The 16,192-nt window shown below is 48.2% G+C and carries 15 protein-coding genes and 1 riboswitch; of the genes, 14 read left to right on the top strand and 1 reads right to left on the bottom strand.

Annotated features, from left to right (window positions below):
- Window positions 1-156 precede the first annotated feature (156 nt).
- Complete coding sequence (locus EYB58_RS24535) at window positions 157-459, top strand: DUF4126 domain-containing protein (RefSeq protein WP_278186269.1); 303 nt, start codon at window positions 157-159, stop codon at window positions 457-459.
- On the top strand, window positions 359-784 hold the full coding sequence (locus EYB58_RS20095; RefSeq protein WP_278186267.1) for a DUF4126 domain-containing protein: 426 nt from the start codon (window positions 359-361) through the stop codon (window positions 782-784). The genes EYB58_RS24535 and EYB58_RS20095 overlap by 101 nt, the downstream gene beginning before the upstream one ends.
- Window positions 785-877: 93 nt before the next feature.
- Here EYB58_RS20095 and EYB58_RS23375 read toward each other — a convergent pair whose 3' ends face one another.
- On the bottom strand, window positions 878-1,021 hold the full coding sequence (locus EYB58_RS23375; protein WP_165477788.1) for a hypothetical protein: 144 nt from the start codon (window positions 1,019-1,021) through the stop codon (window positions 878-880).
- A 120-nt stretch (window positions 1,022-1,141) separates the two neighbouring features.
- Between EYB58_RS23375 and EYB58_RS20090 the strand changes: the two genes are divergently transcribed.
- The 12 genes from EYB58_RS20090 to EYB58_RS20035 all read left to right on the top strand — a co-directional run bounded on the left by EYB58_RS20090 (window position 1,142) and on the right by EYB58_RS20035 (window position 16,122).
- A complete protein-coding gene (locus tag EYB58_RS20090) occupies window positions 1,142-4,705 on the top strand; it encodes a transporter substrate-binding domain-containing protein (RefSeq protein WP_111955014.1) in 3,564 nt (1,187 codons plus the stop codon).
- A gap of 287 nt (window positions 4,706-4,992) precedes the next feature.
- Window positions 4,993-5,184, top strand: a riboswitch (cobalamin riboswitch).
- 259 nt (window positions 5,185-5,443) lie between these two features.
- Window positions 5,444-6,316: a sirohydrochlorin cobaltochelatase gene (locus tag EYB58_RS20085; RefSeq protein ID WP_111955110.1), complete on the top strand. Its 873-nt coding sequence runs from the start codon at window positions 5,444-5,446 to the stop codon at window positions 6,314-6,316.
- Window positions 6,317-6,343: 27 nt separating this feature from the next.
- Complete coding sequence (locus tag EYB58_RS20080) at window positions 6,344-7,381, top strand: FecCD family ABC transporter permease (protein WP_111955016.1); 1,038 nt, start codon at window positions 6,344-6,346, stop codon at window positions 7,379-7,381.
- 5 nt (window positions 7,382-7,386) lie between these two features.
- Window positions 7,387-8,160, top strand: a complete 774-nt coding sequence (locus EYB58_RS20075; RefSeq protein WP_111955018.1) for an ABC transporter ATP-binding protein — start codon at window positions 7,387-7,389, stop codon at window positions 8,158-8,160.
- Complete coding sequence (locus EYB58_RS20070) at window positions 8,157-9,080, top strand: ABC transporter substrate-binding protein (protein WP_242637452.1); 924 nt, start codon at window positions 8,157-8,159, stop codon at window positions 9,078-9,080. Before EYB58_RS20075 ends, EYB58_RS20070 begins: the two co-directional genes overlap by 4 nt.
- The gene (locus EYB58_RS20065; protein ID WP_111955020.1) at window positions 9,077-10,453 is read left to right on the top strand and encodes a cobyrinic acid a,c-diamide synthase CobB; all 1,377 of its coding nucleotides are present in this window, start codon (window positions 9,077-9,079) and stop codon (window positions 10,451-10,453) included. Before EYB58_RS20070 ends, EYB58_RS20065 begins: the two co-directional genes overlap by 4 nt.
- Window positions 10,450-11,082 carry a precorrin-8X methylmutase gene (locus EYB58_RS20060; RefSeq protein WP_111955022.1) on the top strand — a complete coding sequence of 211 codons (633 nt, stop codon included), beginning with the start codon at window positions 10,450-10,452 and terminating at the stop codon, window positions 11,080-11,082. Before EYB58_RS20065 ends, EYB58_RS20060 begins: the two co-directional genes overlap by 4 nt.
- Window positions 11,069-11,809, top strand: a complete 741-nt coding sequence (cobI, locus tag EYB58_RS20055) for a precorrin-2 C(20)-methyltransferase (protein ID WP_341273375.1) — start codon at window positions 11,069-11,071, stop codon at window positions 11,807-11,809. Before EYB58_RS20060 ends, cobI begins: the two co-directional genes overlap by 14 nt.
- Window positions 11,799-12,863 (top strand): nucleoside recognition protein, encoded by a 1,065-nt coding sequence (locus EYB58_RS20050; RefSeq protein ID WP_111955026.1) that lies wholly within the window; start codon window positions 11,799-11,801, stop codon window positions 12,861-12,863. The genes cobI and EYB58_RS20050 overlap by 11 nt, the downstream gene beginning before the upstream one ends.
- Window positions 12,853-13,965, top strand: coding sequence for a cobalt-precorrin-5B (C(1))-methyltransferase CbiD (gene cbiD / locus EYB58_RS20045; protein ID WP_111955114.1), 1,113 nt, complete (start codon window positions 12,853-12,855; stop codon window positions 13,963-13,965). The genes EYB58_RS20050 and cbiD overlap by 11 nt, the downstream gene beginning before the upstream one ends.
- Before the next feature lie 28 nt (window positions 13,966-13,993).
- The gene (locus EYB58_RS20040) at window positions 13,994-15,112 is read left to right on the top strand and encodes an SPFH domain-containing protein (protein ID WP_111955028.1); all 1,119 of its coding nucleotides are present in this window, start codon (window positions 13,994-13,996) and stop codon (window positions 15,110-15,112) included.
- A complete protein-coding gene (locus EYB58_RS20035; RefSeq protein ID WP_111955030.1) occupies window positions 15,109-16,122 on the top strand; it encodes an SPFH domain-containing protein in 1,014 nt (337 codons plus the stop codon). The genes EYB58_RS20040 and EYB58_RS20035 overlap by 4 nt, the downstream gene beginning before the upstream one ends.
- Window positions 16,123-16,192: the final 70 nt, after the last annotated feature.

Below are 16,192 nucleotides of genomic sequence, written 5' to 3'. Positions count from 1 at the left end.
ATCATGAGGTAACGCGAAGATTGGTTATTCAACATTGTTATATTTCATGGTCCAGTATACACTTATGACTTAAATGTAGACGTTCTTTAGTTCCGGCTTGTCCAGGTTAGGGAGAAGGGCTTGGATTAATGATTACCGATGAAAGGCGTTTAAACCATGGAATCCTTTGATCAGATTATTAAAACCATATCATTGAGTATGGGGGCGGCATGGGCCGCCGGGATAAATTTGTATGCCACGGTATTTATATTGGGCATTCTGGGTGCCACCGGCAATCTGGTACTGCCCCAGAATCTTGAAATATTATCCGACCCTGTGGTGCTGTGGGCGTCCGGTTTCATGTATTTTGTGGAATTTTTTGCAGATAAAACCCCCCGGGGTGGATACGGGGTGGGATGCCATTCACACCTTTATCCGGATTCCTGCCGGCGTGATGATTGCCGCAGGTGCTGTGGGTGATGTCAATCCTTCTTTGGCCCTTGCTGCCGGAATTCTGGGCGGAGGTCTTGCCACGGGCAGCCATCTGACGAAATCGGGTTCCAGGCTATTGATCAACGCGTCTCCTGAACCCTTTTCCAACTGGGCCGCTTCGGTGCTTGAAGATGTGGCCGTAATCGGTGGCATTCTGATCGCGCTTCATAATCCCATTTTGTTTTTGATTTTTCTGATTGGCTTTATTTGCTTGATTGTATGGCTGCTGCCTAAAATATGGCGGGGTATTAAAATGCTTTTTGCAAAAATTAAAAGTTTTTTCAACAAGGATGCACCCCGGCAGCTTTCGTGATTGCTGATGCCTGAACAGGCTATGTGTGCCGCCCGCATCTTTACTGCAGGCGGGACGCCCGCGCTCCCGGATATAGCAAAATGAGTAAGTTATTTAAGACCCGTTCCTTCGTAGTTGAGATTCATCCTTGCCATCCAGGCGGCAGTCAGGATATTCTCTAATACAATTGATTTTTGGCGTTTCAATGTCGATATAATCTCTGGTGGTTTGATAGTTTTCTGAAAAAAGTTCAATCATATCATGAAGGATTGCTTCCAATCTGCGGTCCTTAAGATAAAAATTGTCTAAGAATATCGTTTAAATTTGGTTTCATAAACCCTATCGAAAACCCTATTGAATGAATTATGGAGCGGTAAAATGCGATACAGGATTTTATTTCTTACTGTATTAATCCTATTAATACTGAGTTTGCAAATTGAAGCGACTGAAAATACGTTCGCTGAAACCTTTCAGACTTTTCCTGAGCCGTTGTCAATCGCTATTGATACAGATTATGCACCTCTGACCCGGATGGATGTTGATGGTAAACCCGCAGGGCTTTTCATCGATATCTGGAAACTATGGTCCAAGAAAACCGGAAAAGAGATTGTCTTTATTCCCGGCAAGTGGAAAGAGACGCTGAGTTATCTGAAAAACGGGCAGGCACGTATTCATTCGGGATTGTTTCACAGTGATTCGCGGTCACAATGGATGTCGTTTTCCCAACCCCTTTTCGGCGTAGGCGCATATTTTTTTTATCCTTTCAATTCAACTAAAATTGACATCAGCGATAAATTGTCAGGAATAAAAATCGGCGTGACAAAAGGTTCCTTCCAAGAAGAATATATTAAAATAAGATATCCTGAAGCCGTCGTGGTCCCATTTACAAACCGGGAAACAATGATTCGGTCTGTGTTATCCCAAAAAACAGATTGTTTTCTAGCAGAAGGCCCTGCCATGGCATCCATTATCAATCGTTTTGGGATGTCTGGACATTTCACGCTCAGCCCGCAGGTTTTTAACCGGACATTTCATGCCGGTGTTTTGAAACAGAATACGCAACTGCTTAGGATCGTAGACAATGGTTTTAACGCCATTTCCAATAGTGAGCTTGCGGAGATTGAGAAACGCTGGATATCTGATCCTGAAAAGCAATATTACAGAAACGATGCCGGCAAAATACGGCTGACCGATATTGAAACGGCATGGATTTCAGATCACCCAAAGATTCGTGTTGGGTTTCCGTCTGATTTTCCACCTTTTTTCTATAACGAAGATGGTGTCCTCAAAGGGATCAGTCCAGACCATCTTAAACTGATCAGTACCTATTCCGGTTTGAAATTTGACTTTATTACCATCCCGGCAAAAAAGCTGTACACTCTTTTACGGAACGGCGCAATTGACATGTCCGTCGGCTTTGAAATTTCAGGGAGTGAGAACGTCACGTTGAATACTTTATCGAGCATGAAAATTAGTTTTGTCGTTGTCGGCCGAAACGATATGCCTGTTGTCAGTGGAATTTCGGCGATGAAAGGTAAAACAATTGCAATCGTTCAGGGGATAGAGATCTATAATAAAATATTAAAAGAGTATCCCACCCTTCAGACCTATCCGGTAAATTCATTCAAAGAAGCGATAGACGCTGTGGTGTCGAAAAAAGCAGATGCGTTGATGGGGGGGCTGCTGATGGTTGGTCATCTCCTGCACAAGTATCCCTCTTTGAAAATTTTAGGTCCTGTCGACATGCCTCCAGAACCGTATGGTTATCTGGTAGGCAACGCGTTGCCGGAACTGGTCAGTATAATGGATAAAACGATTAGCATAATTCCCAAAGAAGATGTGGATGCCATCATACAAAAATGGTTCACGGTTCAGATTGAGCAAAAAATAAACTGGACTGTTATTCTGAAATGGGTCGGCACACTCAGCATCGTCTTTACCATAATCATATTGTTACTTTACCATTGGAACAAAAAACTCACGCTTGAAATTAAAGAACGAAGGCAAGCCGAAAACGCTCTGAAAATAAGCGAATCCAGGTTGAAAAATATTATTGAACACAGTACCAACCTTTTTTATTCACACACATCAGATCACAAAGCAACATTCGTCAGTCCTCAAGTCAGCCAGTACCTTGGCTATGAACCGGAAGAAGTAAGGAACCTCTGGACCGATTTAATTACGGATCATCCCATGAACGCAAAGGCAATTGAATTGACCCAGGAAGCGATTCGAACTGGAAAACGACAGCCCACGTATGAACTTGAGATGCGGCATAAAAACGGCAGGAAAATTATTGTTGAAGTTAGGGAGGCCCCATTAGTTGAGAATGGTTCAGTTACAGCCATCGTCGGTTCGCTTGTGGACATTACCGAACGTAAACAGGCGGAGGATGCACTTAGAGCATCCCATGAGAGATTCTTGACTGTTTTAGACAGTATCGATGCCACGATTTATGTCGCTGACATGGATACATATGAAATATTATTTATGAATAAATACATGGTCAACAGCTTTGGCAGGGATTTCACTGGAGAAACGTGCTGGAAAGTGTTTAGAGGGGAAACGCAACCCTGTTCTTTTTGTACCAATGATAAATTGGTTGATGAAAATGGTAGACCGGATGATGTTTGTGTATGGCAGGATAGAAATCCTTTAACCGGCAAATGGTATATCAACCATGATCGTGCAATAGAATGGACAGATGGAAGACTGGTCAGGATTCAAATTGCTACAGATATTACAGAACTCAAAGAAATGGAGAAAAAATACCAGCAATCTCAAAAAATGGAATCGATCGGACAATTGGCCGGGGGCATTGCACACGATTTTAATAACATACTTTACCCCATTATTGGATTCACCCAATTATCACAGGATGAACTACCCAAAGATCATCCTGTACAGGAAAATTTAACAGATATTTTGGATGGTGCAAAACGTGCCGGAGATTTGGTTAAACGCATTCTCCACTTTTCAAGGCAAAAGGAACCGGAATTGAAGCCAACAATCCTTCAGCCCGTGATTAAAGAAACACTGAAATTGCTAAGAGCCACTATTCCGGCGAATATTAATTTAACGAGCGATCTTTATGATGATCAGGACGCTGTCTTGTGTGATGATTCTGAAATTCATGAAATCCTTTTAAACCTTTGTACGAACGCCTATCATGCAATAACAGAAGATCAAGGTGAGATAATTATTGGTTTGGAAAAACGCAATCCTCCCCACGAATTCGACCTGCCTAAAGGAGAATACCTATGTTTAAGTGTCAAAGATAACGGCATTGGTATTCCCGAAAGTATAAAAGATAAAATTTTTGAACCATACGTCACCACAAAAGAAGTTGGAAAGGGTTCCGGACTGGGGTTGTCGGTTGTATATGGCATTGTTCAAAATTTTAATGGTGGGATAAGTGTTGAAAGCGGACATAAAACCGGAACAATTTTTAAAATTTACTTGCCGATTACCGATCAAGCTTTTGACATTGAAAAAAAGGATTCAATTCGTCTTTCAAGGAAAGCCGGCAATGAACATATTCTATTGGTAGATGATGAAGAATCAATTGTCAAATTGGGAGTGCAAGCGCTTAAAAATAATGGCTATCGTGTAACTGGTCTCCAAGACAGTACCGAAGCATTGAATTTATTCAAAGTTAATCCAGACGATTTCGATCTGGTGATTACTGATATGGCAATGCCCAAAATGATAGGTACTGAACTTTCACAAAAAATATTAGAAATTCGTCCTGACATACCTATTATTATTTGTTCCGGTTACAGTGAAAATTTAAACAAGGAGAAAGCAAAGGACCTCAAGGTTTCAAAATTTCTCGATAAGCCACTTTTACTGACGGATTTAGTAAAAAATGTAAATGAATTACTTGAAAAACAAAAGACATCAATTAAGCCCATGATCGGAATAAAACATTCCAAAATATGATTTAGAATTTTCGTTCGTATTCAAGGCGTGGCAATGGGAGCATATTAATATATGTACCCATTGACACAACGAAGAAGACGGATGAAAAGGCAAACCATAATCATCTGCTCGGGGTATAGTGAACACCTGGAAAAATTTATGAAAGAAGAAAGCCGGGTCAACGTTTTAAAAAAGGATTATAATTCGTATGGGCAACTAAGGCCCATGGTCAAAACCACAGGCAAGTTACATGCGATTGTCTTGTCCTCTCCCCAAAGTACGCTTGACAGGGGAATCTTATTACGCAATCATACATTTTGTGTTGAGGTGCCCGTTTGGGCCTAACAGGGAATCCCGTGAGAATCGGGAGCGGTCCCGCCGCTGTAACCGGGGACAAAACCTGCACATTGCCACTGTTCGTTTTTTTCAAGGCGTATGGGAAGGCGCAGGTATTTGGATGATCCGGGAGCCAGAAGACCTGCCTGAGCTGATGATGTGCGTTATGCGGAGGGAGCTGCTGACGCAGACATAAATATTACAGGGCCAAGAAAACTGGGTGCAGCCCTTCAAGTCATCAAAGGCTTGAAGGGCTGTTTTGTTTTTTGGGGCCGGCCTATATGCGGGATCGCTTCTTTGGGGAGTATGGCGGCAGGAATGTTTGGGCAAATATATTCCTGGCGGTTTTTGTTTTTAACCCGGAGCAGGTGCTGGATGGATTGCCTGCGTTCTTTTAACATCAGGATAATAAGGAGAAGTGGTATGAGAAAGTTGATTTCCGCAGCAGTTATTTTGACCATGGTTTTGTGTGCAGCAAATGCATATGCCCACAAAGAAGTAAGAGATATGAAAAAAGGCATTTTGCTGGTGGCGTTTGGTACCAGTGAAGCGTCTGCAAAGGTTTCTTTTCAAAACATTGAGGCAAAAGTGAAAAAGGCGTTTCCCGGCGTTGATGTGGTGTGGGCTTATACTTCCCATATTATCCGGCATAAACTGACCAAACAGGGTGAGGTTCTTCTTTCCCCGGCCCAGGCCCTGGCCAAAATGATGGATGACGGATATACCCATGTGGCAGTGCAGTCCCTTCACACCATTCCAGGCGAAGAGTACCATGAGCTGACCATGACCGTGAATGGTTTCAGGGCCATGCCCGGTGGTTTTGACAGGCTCATTTTAGGCTTTCCCATGCTGGGTGCCCAGGACACGGTTGGCAAAGCGGTTGATGCGATCATTACCACGCTGCCCAAGGCGCGTAAGGCAAAAGAAGCTGTTGTGCTCATGGGGCATGGCACCCACCATCCGGGAAATATTTATTACTCTGCGATGAACTGGCAGCTTCAGCAAAAAGACCCCAACATTATTATGGGCACCGTGGAAGGGTATCCTGAACTTGGGGATGTCATTGCCTGGCTTAAGGCAAAAAAGGTTAAACAAGTCTGGGTCATGCCCTTTATGTCTGTCGCCGGTGACCATGCCAAAAATGATATGGCCGGCGACGAAGACGATTCCTGGAAGTCCCAGCTTACCAAGGCGGGATTCTCTTGTCAGACCGTACTTAAGGGTACTGCTGAATATGATGCGTTTGCCGACATTTGGGTGGGTCAGTTAGCAAAGGTAATGGCTCACTTTAATTAATCGAAGTTAAAAGGAAACTATTTTTATATGCCGACTGTAACAGGCATAAAAAGTTCTCCCGCCCGGGTGCTGATGGGTCTTGGCTTGCTGCTGGGCGGGGTCATTGTTGTGTCTGCGGCAATGGGCGTGGTTCGCCTGCCCTTTGTGCAGGTGTTGACCGTGATCTGGGAAAAGATTTGCGGCCGGGGCCCTGTGGATGCGCTGGCTTCGGCCATTATCTGGGATGTGCGCCTTCCCAGAATCTTGACGGCCGCCATTGTGGGCGCTGGGCTTTCCATTTCCGGTGTGGTGTTCCAGGGGATTTTGAGAAATCCCCTGGCTGATCCCTATACCCTTGGCATTTCAGCCGGTGCCGCCTTTGGGGCCTGTGTGGCCTTTTTTTTCAACATGAGTTACTTTCAGGGGTTAAGTGTGGGGCTGTGCGCCTTTGCCGGTGCGCTTCTCACTTTGGCTGTGGTGCTCTACCTGTCCGGCGGCACTGCCGGCGGGTATTCATCCAACAACCTGATTCTTTCGGGTATTATCGTTGCCGCCATTCTTTCGGCCGGGATCAGTTTCTTAAAATATGCGGCGGATGAACGGGTATCCGTGATCATTTTCTGGCTCATGGGCAGTTTTTCCGCCAAAACCTGGATGGATGTGGGGCTTTCTCTTTCCTTTGTAAGCATCGGCGTTTTGGTGTGTCTGTGTTTTGGCAGGGACTTGAATCTTATGTCCCTGGGCGACCGGGCTGCTGCTTCCCTTGGCGTGGACGTGAAAAAATCACGCCTAATTCTTTTGGCCGCCGCGTCGCTCATGGCCGCCGTGTGTGTGTCCGTATCCGGTATTATCGGGTTTGTGGGGCTTTTGGTGCCCCATATGATGCGCGGTATCGTGGGGGCGGACAATCAGTGGCTGATGCCGGTCTCTCTTCTGGCCGGGGCGGTGCTGCTGCTGTGCGCGGATACCTTTACCCGTGCCGTATTGACCTCAGAATTGCCCATTGGGGTGCTCACCGCATTGATCGGGGGGCCGTTTTTCTGTTATGTGTTTAAACGGCAGTTTTTCGGAAAACAAAAGTTTTAAGGCCCATGGGATATGCATTAAAGGATGTCTATTTTTCCTATGAAACCCGGGCCATATTTTCAGGGATCAGCCTGGAAATGCAGTCCGGGTGCTTCCATGGTATACTCGGTCCCAACGGCAGTGGGAAAACCACCTTGCTTGACTTGATCGCAGGACATCTGAAACCGGAAAACGGTGATATTCTGCTGGACGGCAGGTGTCTGGATGATTTCAACGCCAATGAACTGGCAAAAAAATGTGCGCTGGTGCCCCAGGATTTCCGGGTGAACTTTCCCTTTAGCGTGGATCAGGTGGTGATGATGGGCCGGTATCCCCATCTGGGGCGGTTCAGTGCGCCTGGAGAAAAAGACCGGGAACTTGTGGACCAGGCCATGGCTGCCACGGGGGTTCTCGATTTTTCTCGTCGGCATGTCACGGCGCTGTCCGGCGGAGAACGCCAGCGTGTGGTGTTTGCCAGGGCCCTGGCCCAAAATCCCTCCTGCCTGATCCTGGACGAGGCGACCTCCAACCTGGATATTCGTCATACCCTGGCGCTTATGACCCTGGCTGCAGACAGGGTGAAAAATAAGGGCCTGACGGTGATCAGTGTGATGCAGGATCTAAACCTGGCTGCCCGGTTCTGCCAATCCCTGCTTTTTTTAAAAAAAGGGCGGGCCGTCGCCCATGGGCCGGTGGACCAGGTGTTCACCGAATCGGTGATCAAAGAGGTGTTTGACGTGTCGTCCAGGGTCTATTTCGATGAAGCCATCCATTGCAAACAGGTGGTGTTTTTAAATTGAAACCGTTAAAGTATATATCAGTCGTTATTTTTGTGGCCCTTTTGTTTTGGGCTATGCCGGTGCAAAGTCATGCCGACAATGTTGTTAGGGATACTGCCGGTCGCAGCATTCGGGTGGATGCGCCCTTTACCCGGATTATCAGCCTGTACGGTGCCCATACCCGGAACTTAAAAAATCTGGGGCTGGATGATGAAATCATCGGGATTTGTCCCATGGACGTATGGGCGGGTAAACGAACATTTTCCTACCATGACGGGCTTGAAAAATTTCTGGCTGCCCGGCCGGACCTGGTGTTGATCCGGCCCATGATCGACCTGGCCTATACCGCCCTGGTAAAGGGGATGGAAAAAGCAGGTATTATTGTTGTTTCCCTTCAACCCGGCAGTGTGGATGAGATGTTTGACTATTGGATAGCCTTGGGCGTCCTGACCGGTAAAGTTAATCAAGCACGGCAGATGGTCTGCTCATTCAAAAATGAAATTGCTGGGATTCAGGCAGTGACCCAGGCGATTGCGGATAAAAAACAGGTCTATTTTGAAGCCATTCATTCCCGGATGAAAACCTTTACACCCGGTGCCATGGCCATCTTTGCTTTGGAAACAGCGGGCGGTGTAAACCTTGCCCAGGACGCGCCGTCCGTGAGAGGCACCAATATCGCCTTTTACGGCAAGGAGCGAATTTTATCCCATGCCCATGAGATTGATGTTTTTTTAGCCCAGAAAGGCGCCATGAACCAGCCCACAATCGAAATGATTAAAAATGAACCCGGCTTTGATGTGATCCGGGCGGTAAAGGAAAATCAGATTTTTATTGTGGATGAAAAGATCGTATCTCGGCCCACCATGGATCTGCTCAAAGGCATTCACACCATTGCGGATATGCTATATCCCGGAATGCTTGAAAAGGGCGGTGTCCAATGAAGGGGCTTGTGGTTGCCGGTGTTCATTCCGGGTGCGGTAAGACCACTATCACCCTGGGGTTGATGGCGGCATTCAAGCGCCGTGGAGTGCGTGTTGCTCCCTTTAAGGCGGGGCCTGATTTCATTGATCCGGGGCACCACACCGCCATCACAGGTATTGCCGGTCGTAATCTGGACGGTTGGATGCTAAAAAAATCGACCAATTTGGACATTTTCAGGCAACACACCGGACAGGCCGACCTTGCCGTGGTGGAAGGGGTGATGGGACTGTTTGACGGGTATGACGGCAGGAGCGAGGCCGGTTCGACAGCCCAGCTGGCCAAATGGCTGGATTTGCCCGTGCTTCTGGTGGTGGATGCCCGGAGCATGGCCCGCAGTGCCGGGGCCCTGGTCCAGGGATTTGAAAATTTTGACCCGGACCTTAAATTCACCGGAGTGTTGTTCAACAAGGTGGGTAGTGCCATCCATCTGGACTATCTGACCCAGGCTTTGGAAGGTAATGTGAAAATGCCGTGTCTTGGCGGGGTGGGTCGGAATTCGGACATTGAAATTCCTTCCCGGCATTTAGGCCTTGTCACCAGTGACGACCATGGCCTTGGCGATCAGATGCAAGATGCCCTGGCCGATCTGGTAGAAAATTGCATGGATCTTGATGCGCTGCTGGAGTCACTGCCTTGGGTTCCTGTGGATTCGCCGACGCCCCTGGAACAGAAACCGGCATTTGTGCGTATCGCGGTGGCCCGGGATGCGGCATTCTGTTTCTATTATCCTGAAAATATAGAGCTGCTGGAACAGGCCGGGGCACAGATTATTTATTTCTCGCCACTTTTCGAACCCAATCTGCCGGACAACATAGACGGCCTATATCTTGGCGGCGGATACCCGGAACTGCACGCCGCAACCCTTACGCAAAATACTGGATTCAGGCAGGCTGTTTCCCTGGCCTGCAAAAACAATATGCCCATTTATGCCGAGTGCGGCGGGTTCATGACCCTTTGCCGTACCCTGGAAGATTTAGACGGGCAACACCACGACATGGTCGGATGTTTTGGGTTTACCTGTCGTATGTCCAAACGGTTGCGGGCCCTTGGATATCGGGAAATTAGGTTGAACCGAGACACGATTCTTGGGCCAACAGGCGTTACCGCCCGGGGACATGAGTTCCATTACTCCAGCCTGGATGACCATGGGGAAAAAAGTGTGTATGATGCCTGTGACCGTACCGGCGGTACTCGAGTCGTGCCGGGTTTTGAAAAGAACCGGACCCTTGGCAGCTACCTGCACCTGCATTTTAAAAGCAACCCGGACGTGCCGCAACATTTTGTGCAGGCGTGTTTTCAATATCAGAAAGAAAGGAAAAATTTTTGTAAATGAAGCCCCATGAAATTGAAGCAAAAAGCTTTGCCATCATTGACGCGGAGGCCGGTCCCCACAATTTTGCCCCGGATGCGTGGAACATTGTGCGGCGCATGATTCATACCACAGCGGATTTTGAATATATGCAGATGGTCAGGATCTCCAACGGCGCTGTAGCGGCCGGGATCAAAGCCATCCGGAACGGCTGCACCGTGGTCACGGACACCAATATGGCCAAAACCGGTATCCGCAAAGACCTTTTAGCAAGTTTCGGCGGCAGGTGTGAATGCCTCATGGCGGATCCCCAGGTGGCGACCCAGGCAAAGGAAAGGGGCGTGACCCGGGCCCGTGTGGCGGTGGAAAAGGCCGCCCACATGATGGAAAACGGTATTTATGTGGTGGGTAATGCGCCCACGGCTTTGCTTCATCTGCTGGACATGATAAAAAACAAAGAGGCAGGGCCTGCCCTTGTTGTGGGGCTTCCCGTGGGGTTCGTCAATGCGGCGGAATCCAAGGCAGCCTTGATGGAAACCAACATTCCTTATATCTCCAATGTGGGCCGCAAAGGCGGCTCCAATGTGGCGGCAAGTGTGATTAATGCGTTGGCACTAATTGCAGGAGATAAGATTACTGGTGAAAGGACGTAAATTGACCCAAGGCATTTTGTACGGCATTGGTGTGGGCCCCGGCGATCCGGATTTCATCACCTTGAAAGCCGTTAGCATTTTAAGCCGAGTGGACATGGTGTTTGCCGCGTCCTCTGCAAAAAATTCCCACAGCCAGGCGGCTGAGATCGCCAAATCCCATTTAAAGGCGTCTGTGCCCATTCAAATACTCCCTTTTCCCATGACCCGGAACAAGCAGGCCATGGAAACCGTGTGGCAGGATAATGCCGGAACCGTCATCGAGGTGCTGGAGCAGGGCAAAAATGCCGCCTTTATCACCCTTGGCGATTGCATGACCTACTCCACTTACGGATATCTGCTTAAGTCTATCCGGAAGTTGGCCCCGCACATTGAGATCTGTTCCATTCCGGGCATCACCTCCTACCAGGCGGCAGCGGCTCGCATCAACACGCCCCTGGTGGAAGGCGAGGAGTCCATGACCCTTTTATCCGGTGTCATGGGCGGGGACAAGTTCCGGGAAATCAGCGACCATGCGGACAATGTGGTTTTTCTTAAAGCGTATAAAAATGCCGGTGACATTGCAAAGGCCCTGGATGAGGCAGGCATGGCGGAAAACAGTGTGGGTATCGTCAAATGCGGGCTTGAAGATGAGCAGATTGTCCGAAATGTTAATGTGTTTCAGGAGAAGAAACCCGATTACTGGACCCTGATCATATCCAAGAAAAGCGGGCATTTCATTGAATCCTAAGAAAAAAAAGGATAATGGCCCGGCGCTTTTAATCGGGCTGTTGATCACAGGAACCGTGCTTGCCGCGGGTCTTGCCTGGGTGGATGGCATTACCTTGGCAACGCTGCCCGGCCGCCTGTTTTTGCCGCTTTCCCGGATGCTGGCCTTTGTCTGCATTGGCCTTGTGGCAGCGCAGGCCATTGATGACACGGGCTGGACCCGTAAACTGGGTGCCCTGGCCGCACCGGTCTTTCGGTTTGCCAACCTGGGACATCGGTGTTCTGCGGCATTTACCGCAGCCTTTTTTTCAGGGGTGTCGGCCAATGCCATGCTTCTGGATTTTTATAAGGAAAAGCAGATCACCCGGCGTCAGCTTTTTTTGACCAACTTCATCAATCAGTTCCCGGCTTTTTTTTTGCATCTGCCCATGACTTTTTTTATTGTGGTGCCCTTAACGCGTACGGCAGGGTTGCTTTATTTCCTTTTAACTTTTCTGGCCACCTGTGTTCGTACGTTTTTGTTCGTTTTATTCGGGCGCTTTTTTGTGGCGGCCCAAAACCCGGGGCTTGTTGTGGGTGACGATGCTCAGGCCGGGGAAGCCCAGGACATTTCAAAAAAGAAAAAGCCGTTGATGCAGTCTTTAAAAGAAAAGTTTCCCGCCCGGTTTTCCCGGGTGATGGCCTTTGTGGTTCCGGTCTACACCGTGGTTTACGTGCTGACCGCAGTCGGTGCCTTTGATGCCGTTGAGGTCTTTATGACCCGGTTTGCCGTGCAAAAGTTTGTCCCGGCCCAGTCCCTAAGCGTGGTGGTCTTAAGTTTTGCCTCGGAATTCACTGCAGGATTTGCCGCAGCAGGCGCTTTGATGGATGCCGGCACCATCACCGTGAAACAGACCGTGATTGCGCTGCTTTTGGGCAATATCATCGCGTTTCCCATCCGGGCCATCCGGCATCAGCTGCCCCGGTATATGGGTATTTTTTCACCGGGCATGGGACTTTCCATGTTATTGATGGGCCAGGGGTTCCGGATAGTCAGTATTGTTTTTGTGGGACTGGGATATTGGTTTGTCGGATAGAGAGAAGAAAAATTTACGCCAGGGATTTACCACGGGCACGGCGGCCGCGGCGGCGGTAAAAGCGGCCCTGGTGTACCTGTTTACAAAGCAGATTCCCGGATCGGTAAACATCAACCTGCTCAACGGTCAGAGACTTGAGATCCCAGTTGATTCGGTATCCCCATACAATGGCTTTGTCCGGGCCGTGGTCGTCAAGGATGCCGGGGATGACCCGGATATTACCCACCGGGCCAGGATCGGTGCCGTGGTTGGCCTGACAGATGACCCCGGGACGGTGCAGATCACCGGCGGCAAAGGCGTGGGCATGGTCACCAAGCCCGGCCTTGAGGTTCTGCCGGGAGAACCTGCCATCAATCCCGGTCCCCGGAAGATGATCCGTGAATCCGCCTTGCAAATGCTTACCCGGTATTACAACCATGCCGGGGTGAGCGCTGAAATTTTTGTGGAGAACGGCGAAGTTCTGGCCGAAAGAACTTTGAACCGCCGGCTGGGCATAGAAGGGGGCTTGTCCATTCTGGGCACCACAGGACTTGTAAAGCCGTTGTCCCACGAGGCTTACACCGCCACCATCCGGTCGGCCATGTCCGTGGCCCGGGCGTGTGGGTGCGACCATGTGGTTTTGACCACAGGACGGCGATCCGAACGTTTTTCCCAAATCTTTTTTACCGATTTGTACAATTTACACCCAGAGGCCTTTATACAGATTGGGGATTTTTTCGGTATGTCCATGGAAAGCCTTGCTGAAAATAAAATTCCCAATGCCACCCTGGCCGTATTTTTCGGCAAAGCCCTGAAAATAGCCCAGGGGTTTGTCCATACCCATGCCGCGAAGGCGGATCTAACCATGGACTGGCTGGCGGATGTGGTCAGCGACGAAACCGGCAACAAGACCCTGGCCCGGGAGGTTGCAAGCGCCAACACGGCCCGGCATGCCTTTGGAATGCTCTGGCCCGGTTACCCGGATGTGCTGGAAAAAGTAGGGGCAGCCATGATCCGGTCTGCCGAAAAATTTTGCCCTGCACCGTGCCGGTTCAGGGTCGTTATTTATGATTTCGAAGGAACCATTGCCTTTGATTCTCATAGGATGAAAAAAAGTCGTTAATGAATATAACTCAAATTAAGGAAATGCCATGGAGACACAGGAAAATTGGGAAGAAAAGCCCCCTAAGCAAATTCATCCAACCTCGGAATTAATGAAAAAAGTCAGGTTGCCAAAGTCCAATTTTAAAATTCCGCGCACCATTAAGATCCTTATGGTCCTGGTGATACTTGTCGGTCTGGCATATGGATCGTTTCTGGAATATATCCGGCCCTATGAATACGGCATAAAGGTCAATAAAATCGGTTTTCACCGTGGCGTGCAAAAAAAGGTCTATGAAACAGGCCTTTACCTGGTGCTTCCCTTTGGTATTCAGGAAATGCATAAACTGCCAAGGGCATTGCAGGTTCTGGAGTTGACCAACTCTACCCAGTCAGCCGCCTATGATACCAGAATAGAAAAGGCTGCCCATATCCAGACCTCTGACGGATTTTTTGTGGATATGGATGTCTCCATAATTTATCGCATCAGTGACCCCTACAAGGTGTTTACCGACATTGGTCCTGGCCGGCTGTTTGAAGACAACGGCATTATCCCGAAGACAGAGCCTGCCCTTAAAAACAATATGGGAAAGCTGACCACCGAAGAGTTTTTTAACAGCCCCATGAGAGTTGAAAAGGCCCTGGCGGCAAAACAGGAGTTAAATGAAGAACTCAAAGATAAGGGTATTTTTGTCGAGCATGTCCTGGTTCGTTATTTTCAGTACAGTGATGAAATTCAGAAAAATATTGAAGAAAAAAAACTTAAAGATCAGCTTGTTTTTAAGAATCAGGCAGAGGCCAGGGCGGCCATTGAGGGCGCTAAACTGACCAAAATTGAACAGGAAGGCAAGGTGCGTGTCTCTGTTGAGATTGAAAAGGGAAAAGCCTATGTCACCAGAAAACAGGCTGAAAAAGATTTGTATTACAGAAAGAAAGTGGCAGAAGCGGATCTTCTTGTAAAACTGGCGGAAGCGGAACAAATCCGTTTGAAAAATGAAGCACTGCAGGGGAAAGGGGCTGAACGGATGGTCGGGCTGAAAATGGCCGAGGTGTATAAAGGAATAGATGTTGTCATTCTTCCCAGTGACGGCCCCTCCGGGGTCAACCCCCTTGACTTGAATAATGCCCTGGAACTTTTTGATGTCCGCAGTAAAGGAGGTGACAGATGAAGAAATTGATTCTTTTGCTGGCCGTTATGGTTATGCTGGCCGGTTGCGTTCCCCATTCAACAGACAGCACAGAGGTGGGTGTCAGAACAATAAAGTTCTCATTTTTGGGAAAAAAAGGGGTAGAAGAAAAATATTATGCCCCGGGTTCCACCTACTTTTTTATGCCCTTTATCAATGACTGGCATACCTTTGATACCAAGCTTCAAAACCTTGAAATGACCTATGACGCCAATAAAGATGACAGAAGAAACCGAGACGACCTGCTGTTTAAAACCATCGACGGCAACGACATCAGTCTTGATGTCATTATTGTATATAAAATTGATCCTGCAAAGGCCCCCTATATCCTGCAGAATGTGGCAAAAGACGACATGGATCTTCGACAAAGAATCGTGCGCACGATTGCCCGAAGCAAACCCCGGGACATTTTCGGTGAACTGACAACAGAAGAATTTTACGTTGCGGCAAGCAGGGGTGACCAGGCCAGGAAAACAAAAGAATATCTGCAAAAGATGTTCAACCCCATGGGCATTGTTATTGAAAAGGTGCTGACTAAGGATTACCGCTTTAATCCCAAATACCAGAAAGCCATTGAGGATAAAAAGGTGGCTGACCAGCTGGTTGAAAAGAACAAGTCTGCCCAGCATGCAGCCCAGGAAGAGTACATCCGTAAACTCGAAGAGGCCCGGGGTGAAGTTAACGGGATGATCGCCGATGTGGACGGAGAGTTCATGAAATCCAAAATTGAGGCAGATGTCTATCATGAAAAACAGCAGTTGCTTGCCCAGGCCATTAAGGCGGAAGGGGAGGCCCAAGCCAAGGGTATTCAAGAAATGAACAACGCCATGGCCAGTGCCGGGGGGGAAGCTTTGGTCAAATTGAAAATTGCCGAAGCCCTCCAGGGCAAAAAATTGATTCTGCTACCGGTGTCCGAAGGTGGAATGAATTTGAAAACAACCAATATTAATGAACTTATCCGAACAATGGGGGTTAAAAAGCTGGCAGAATAGCCGGACGGTATTTTTGGGGTGACTCCTTGGTGGTGGGTCAGGGGTGCGACATTCAATAGATTATAGCCGG

Source organism: Desulfobacter hydrogenophilus (assembly GCF_004319545.1).
In the GTDB taxonomy this organism is placed as follows: Bacteria; Desulfobacterota; Desulfobacteria; order Desulfobacterales; family Desulfobacteraceae; genus Desulfobacter; species Desulfobacter hydrogenophilus.
Note: the sequence above shows the minus strand (reverse complement) of the source record. Positions and strands in the feature narration are given on the sequence as shown.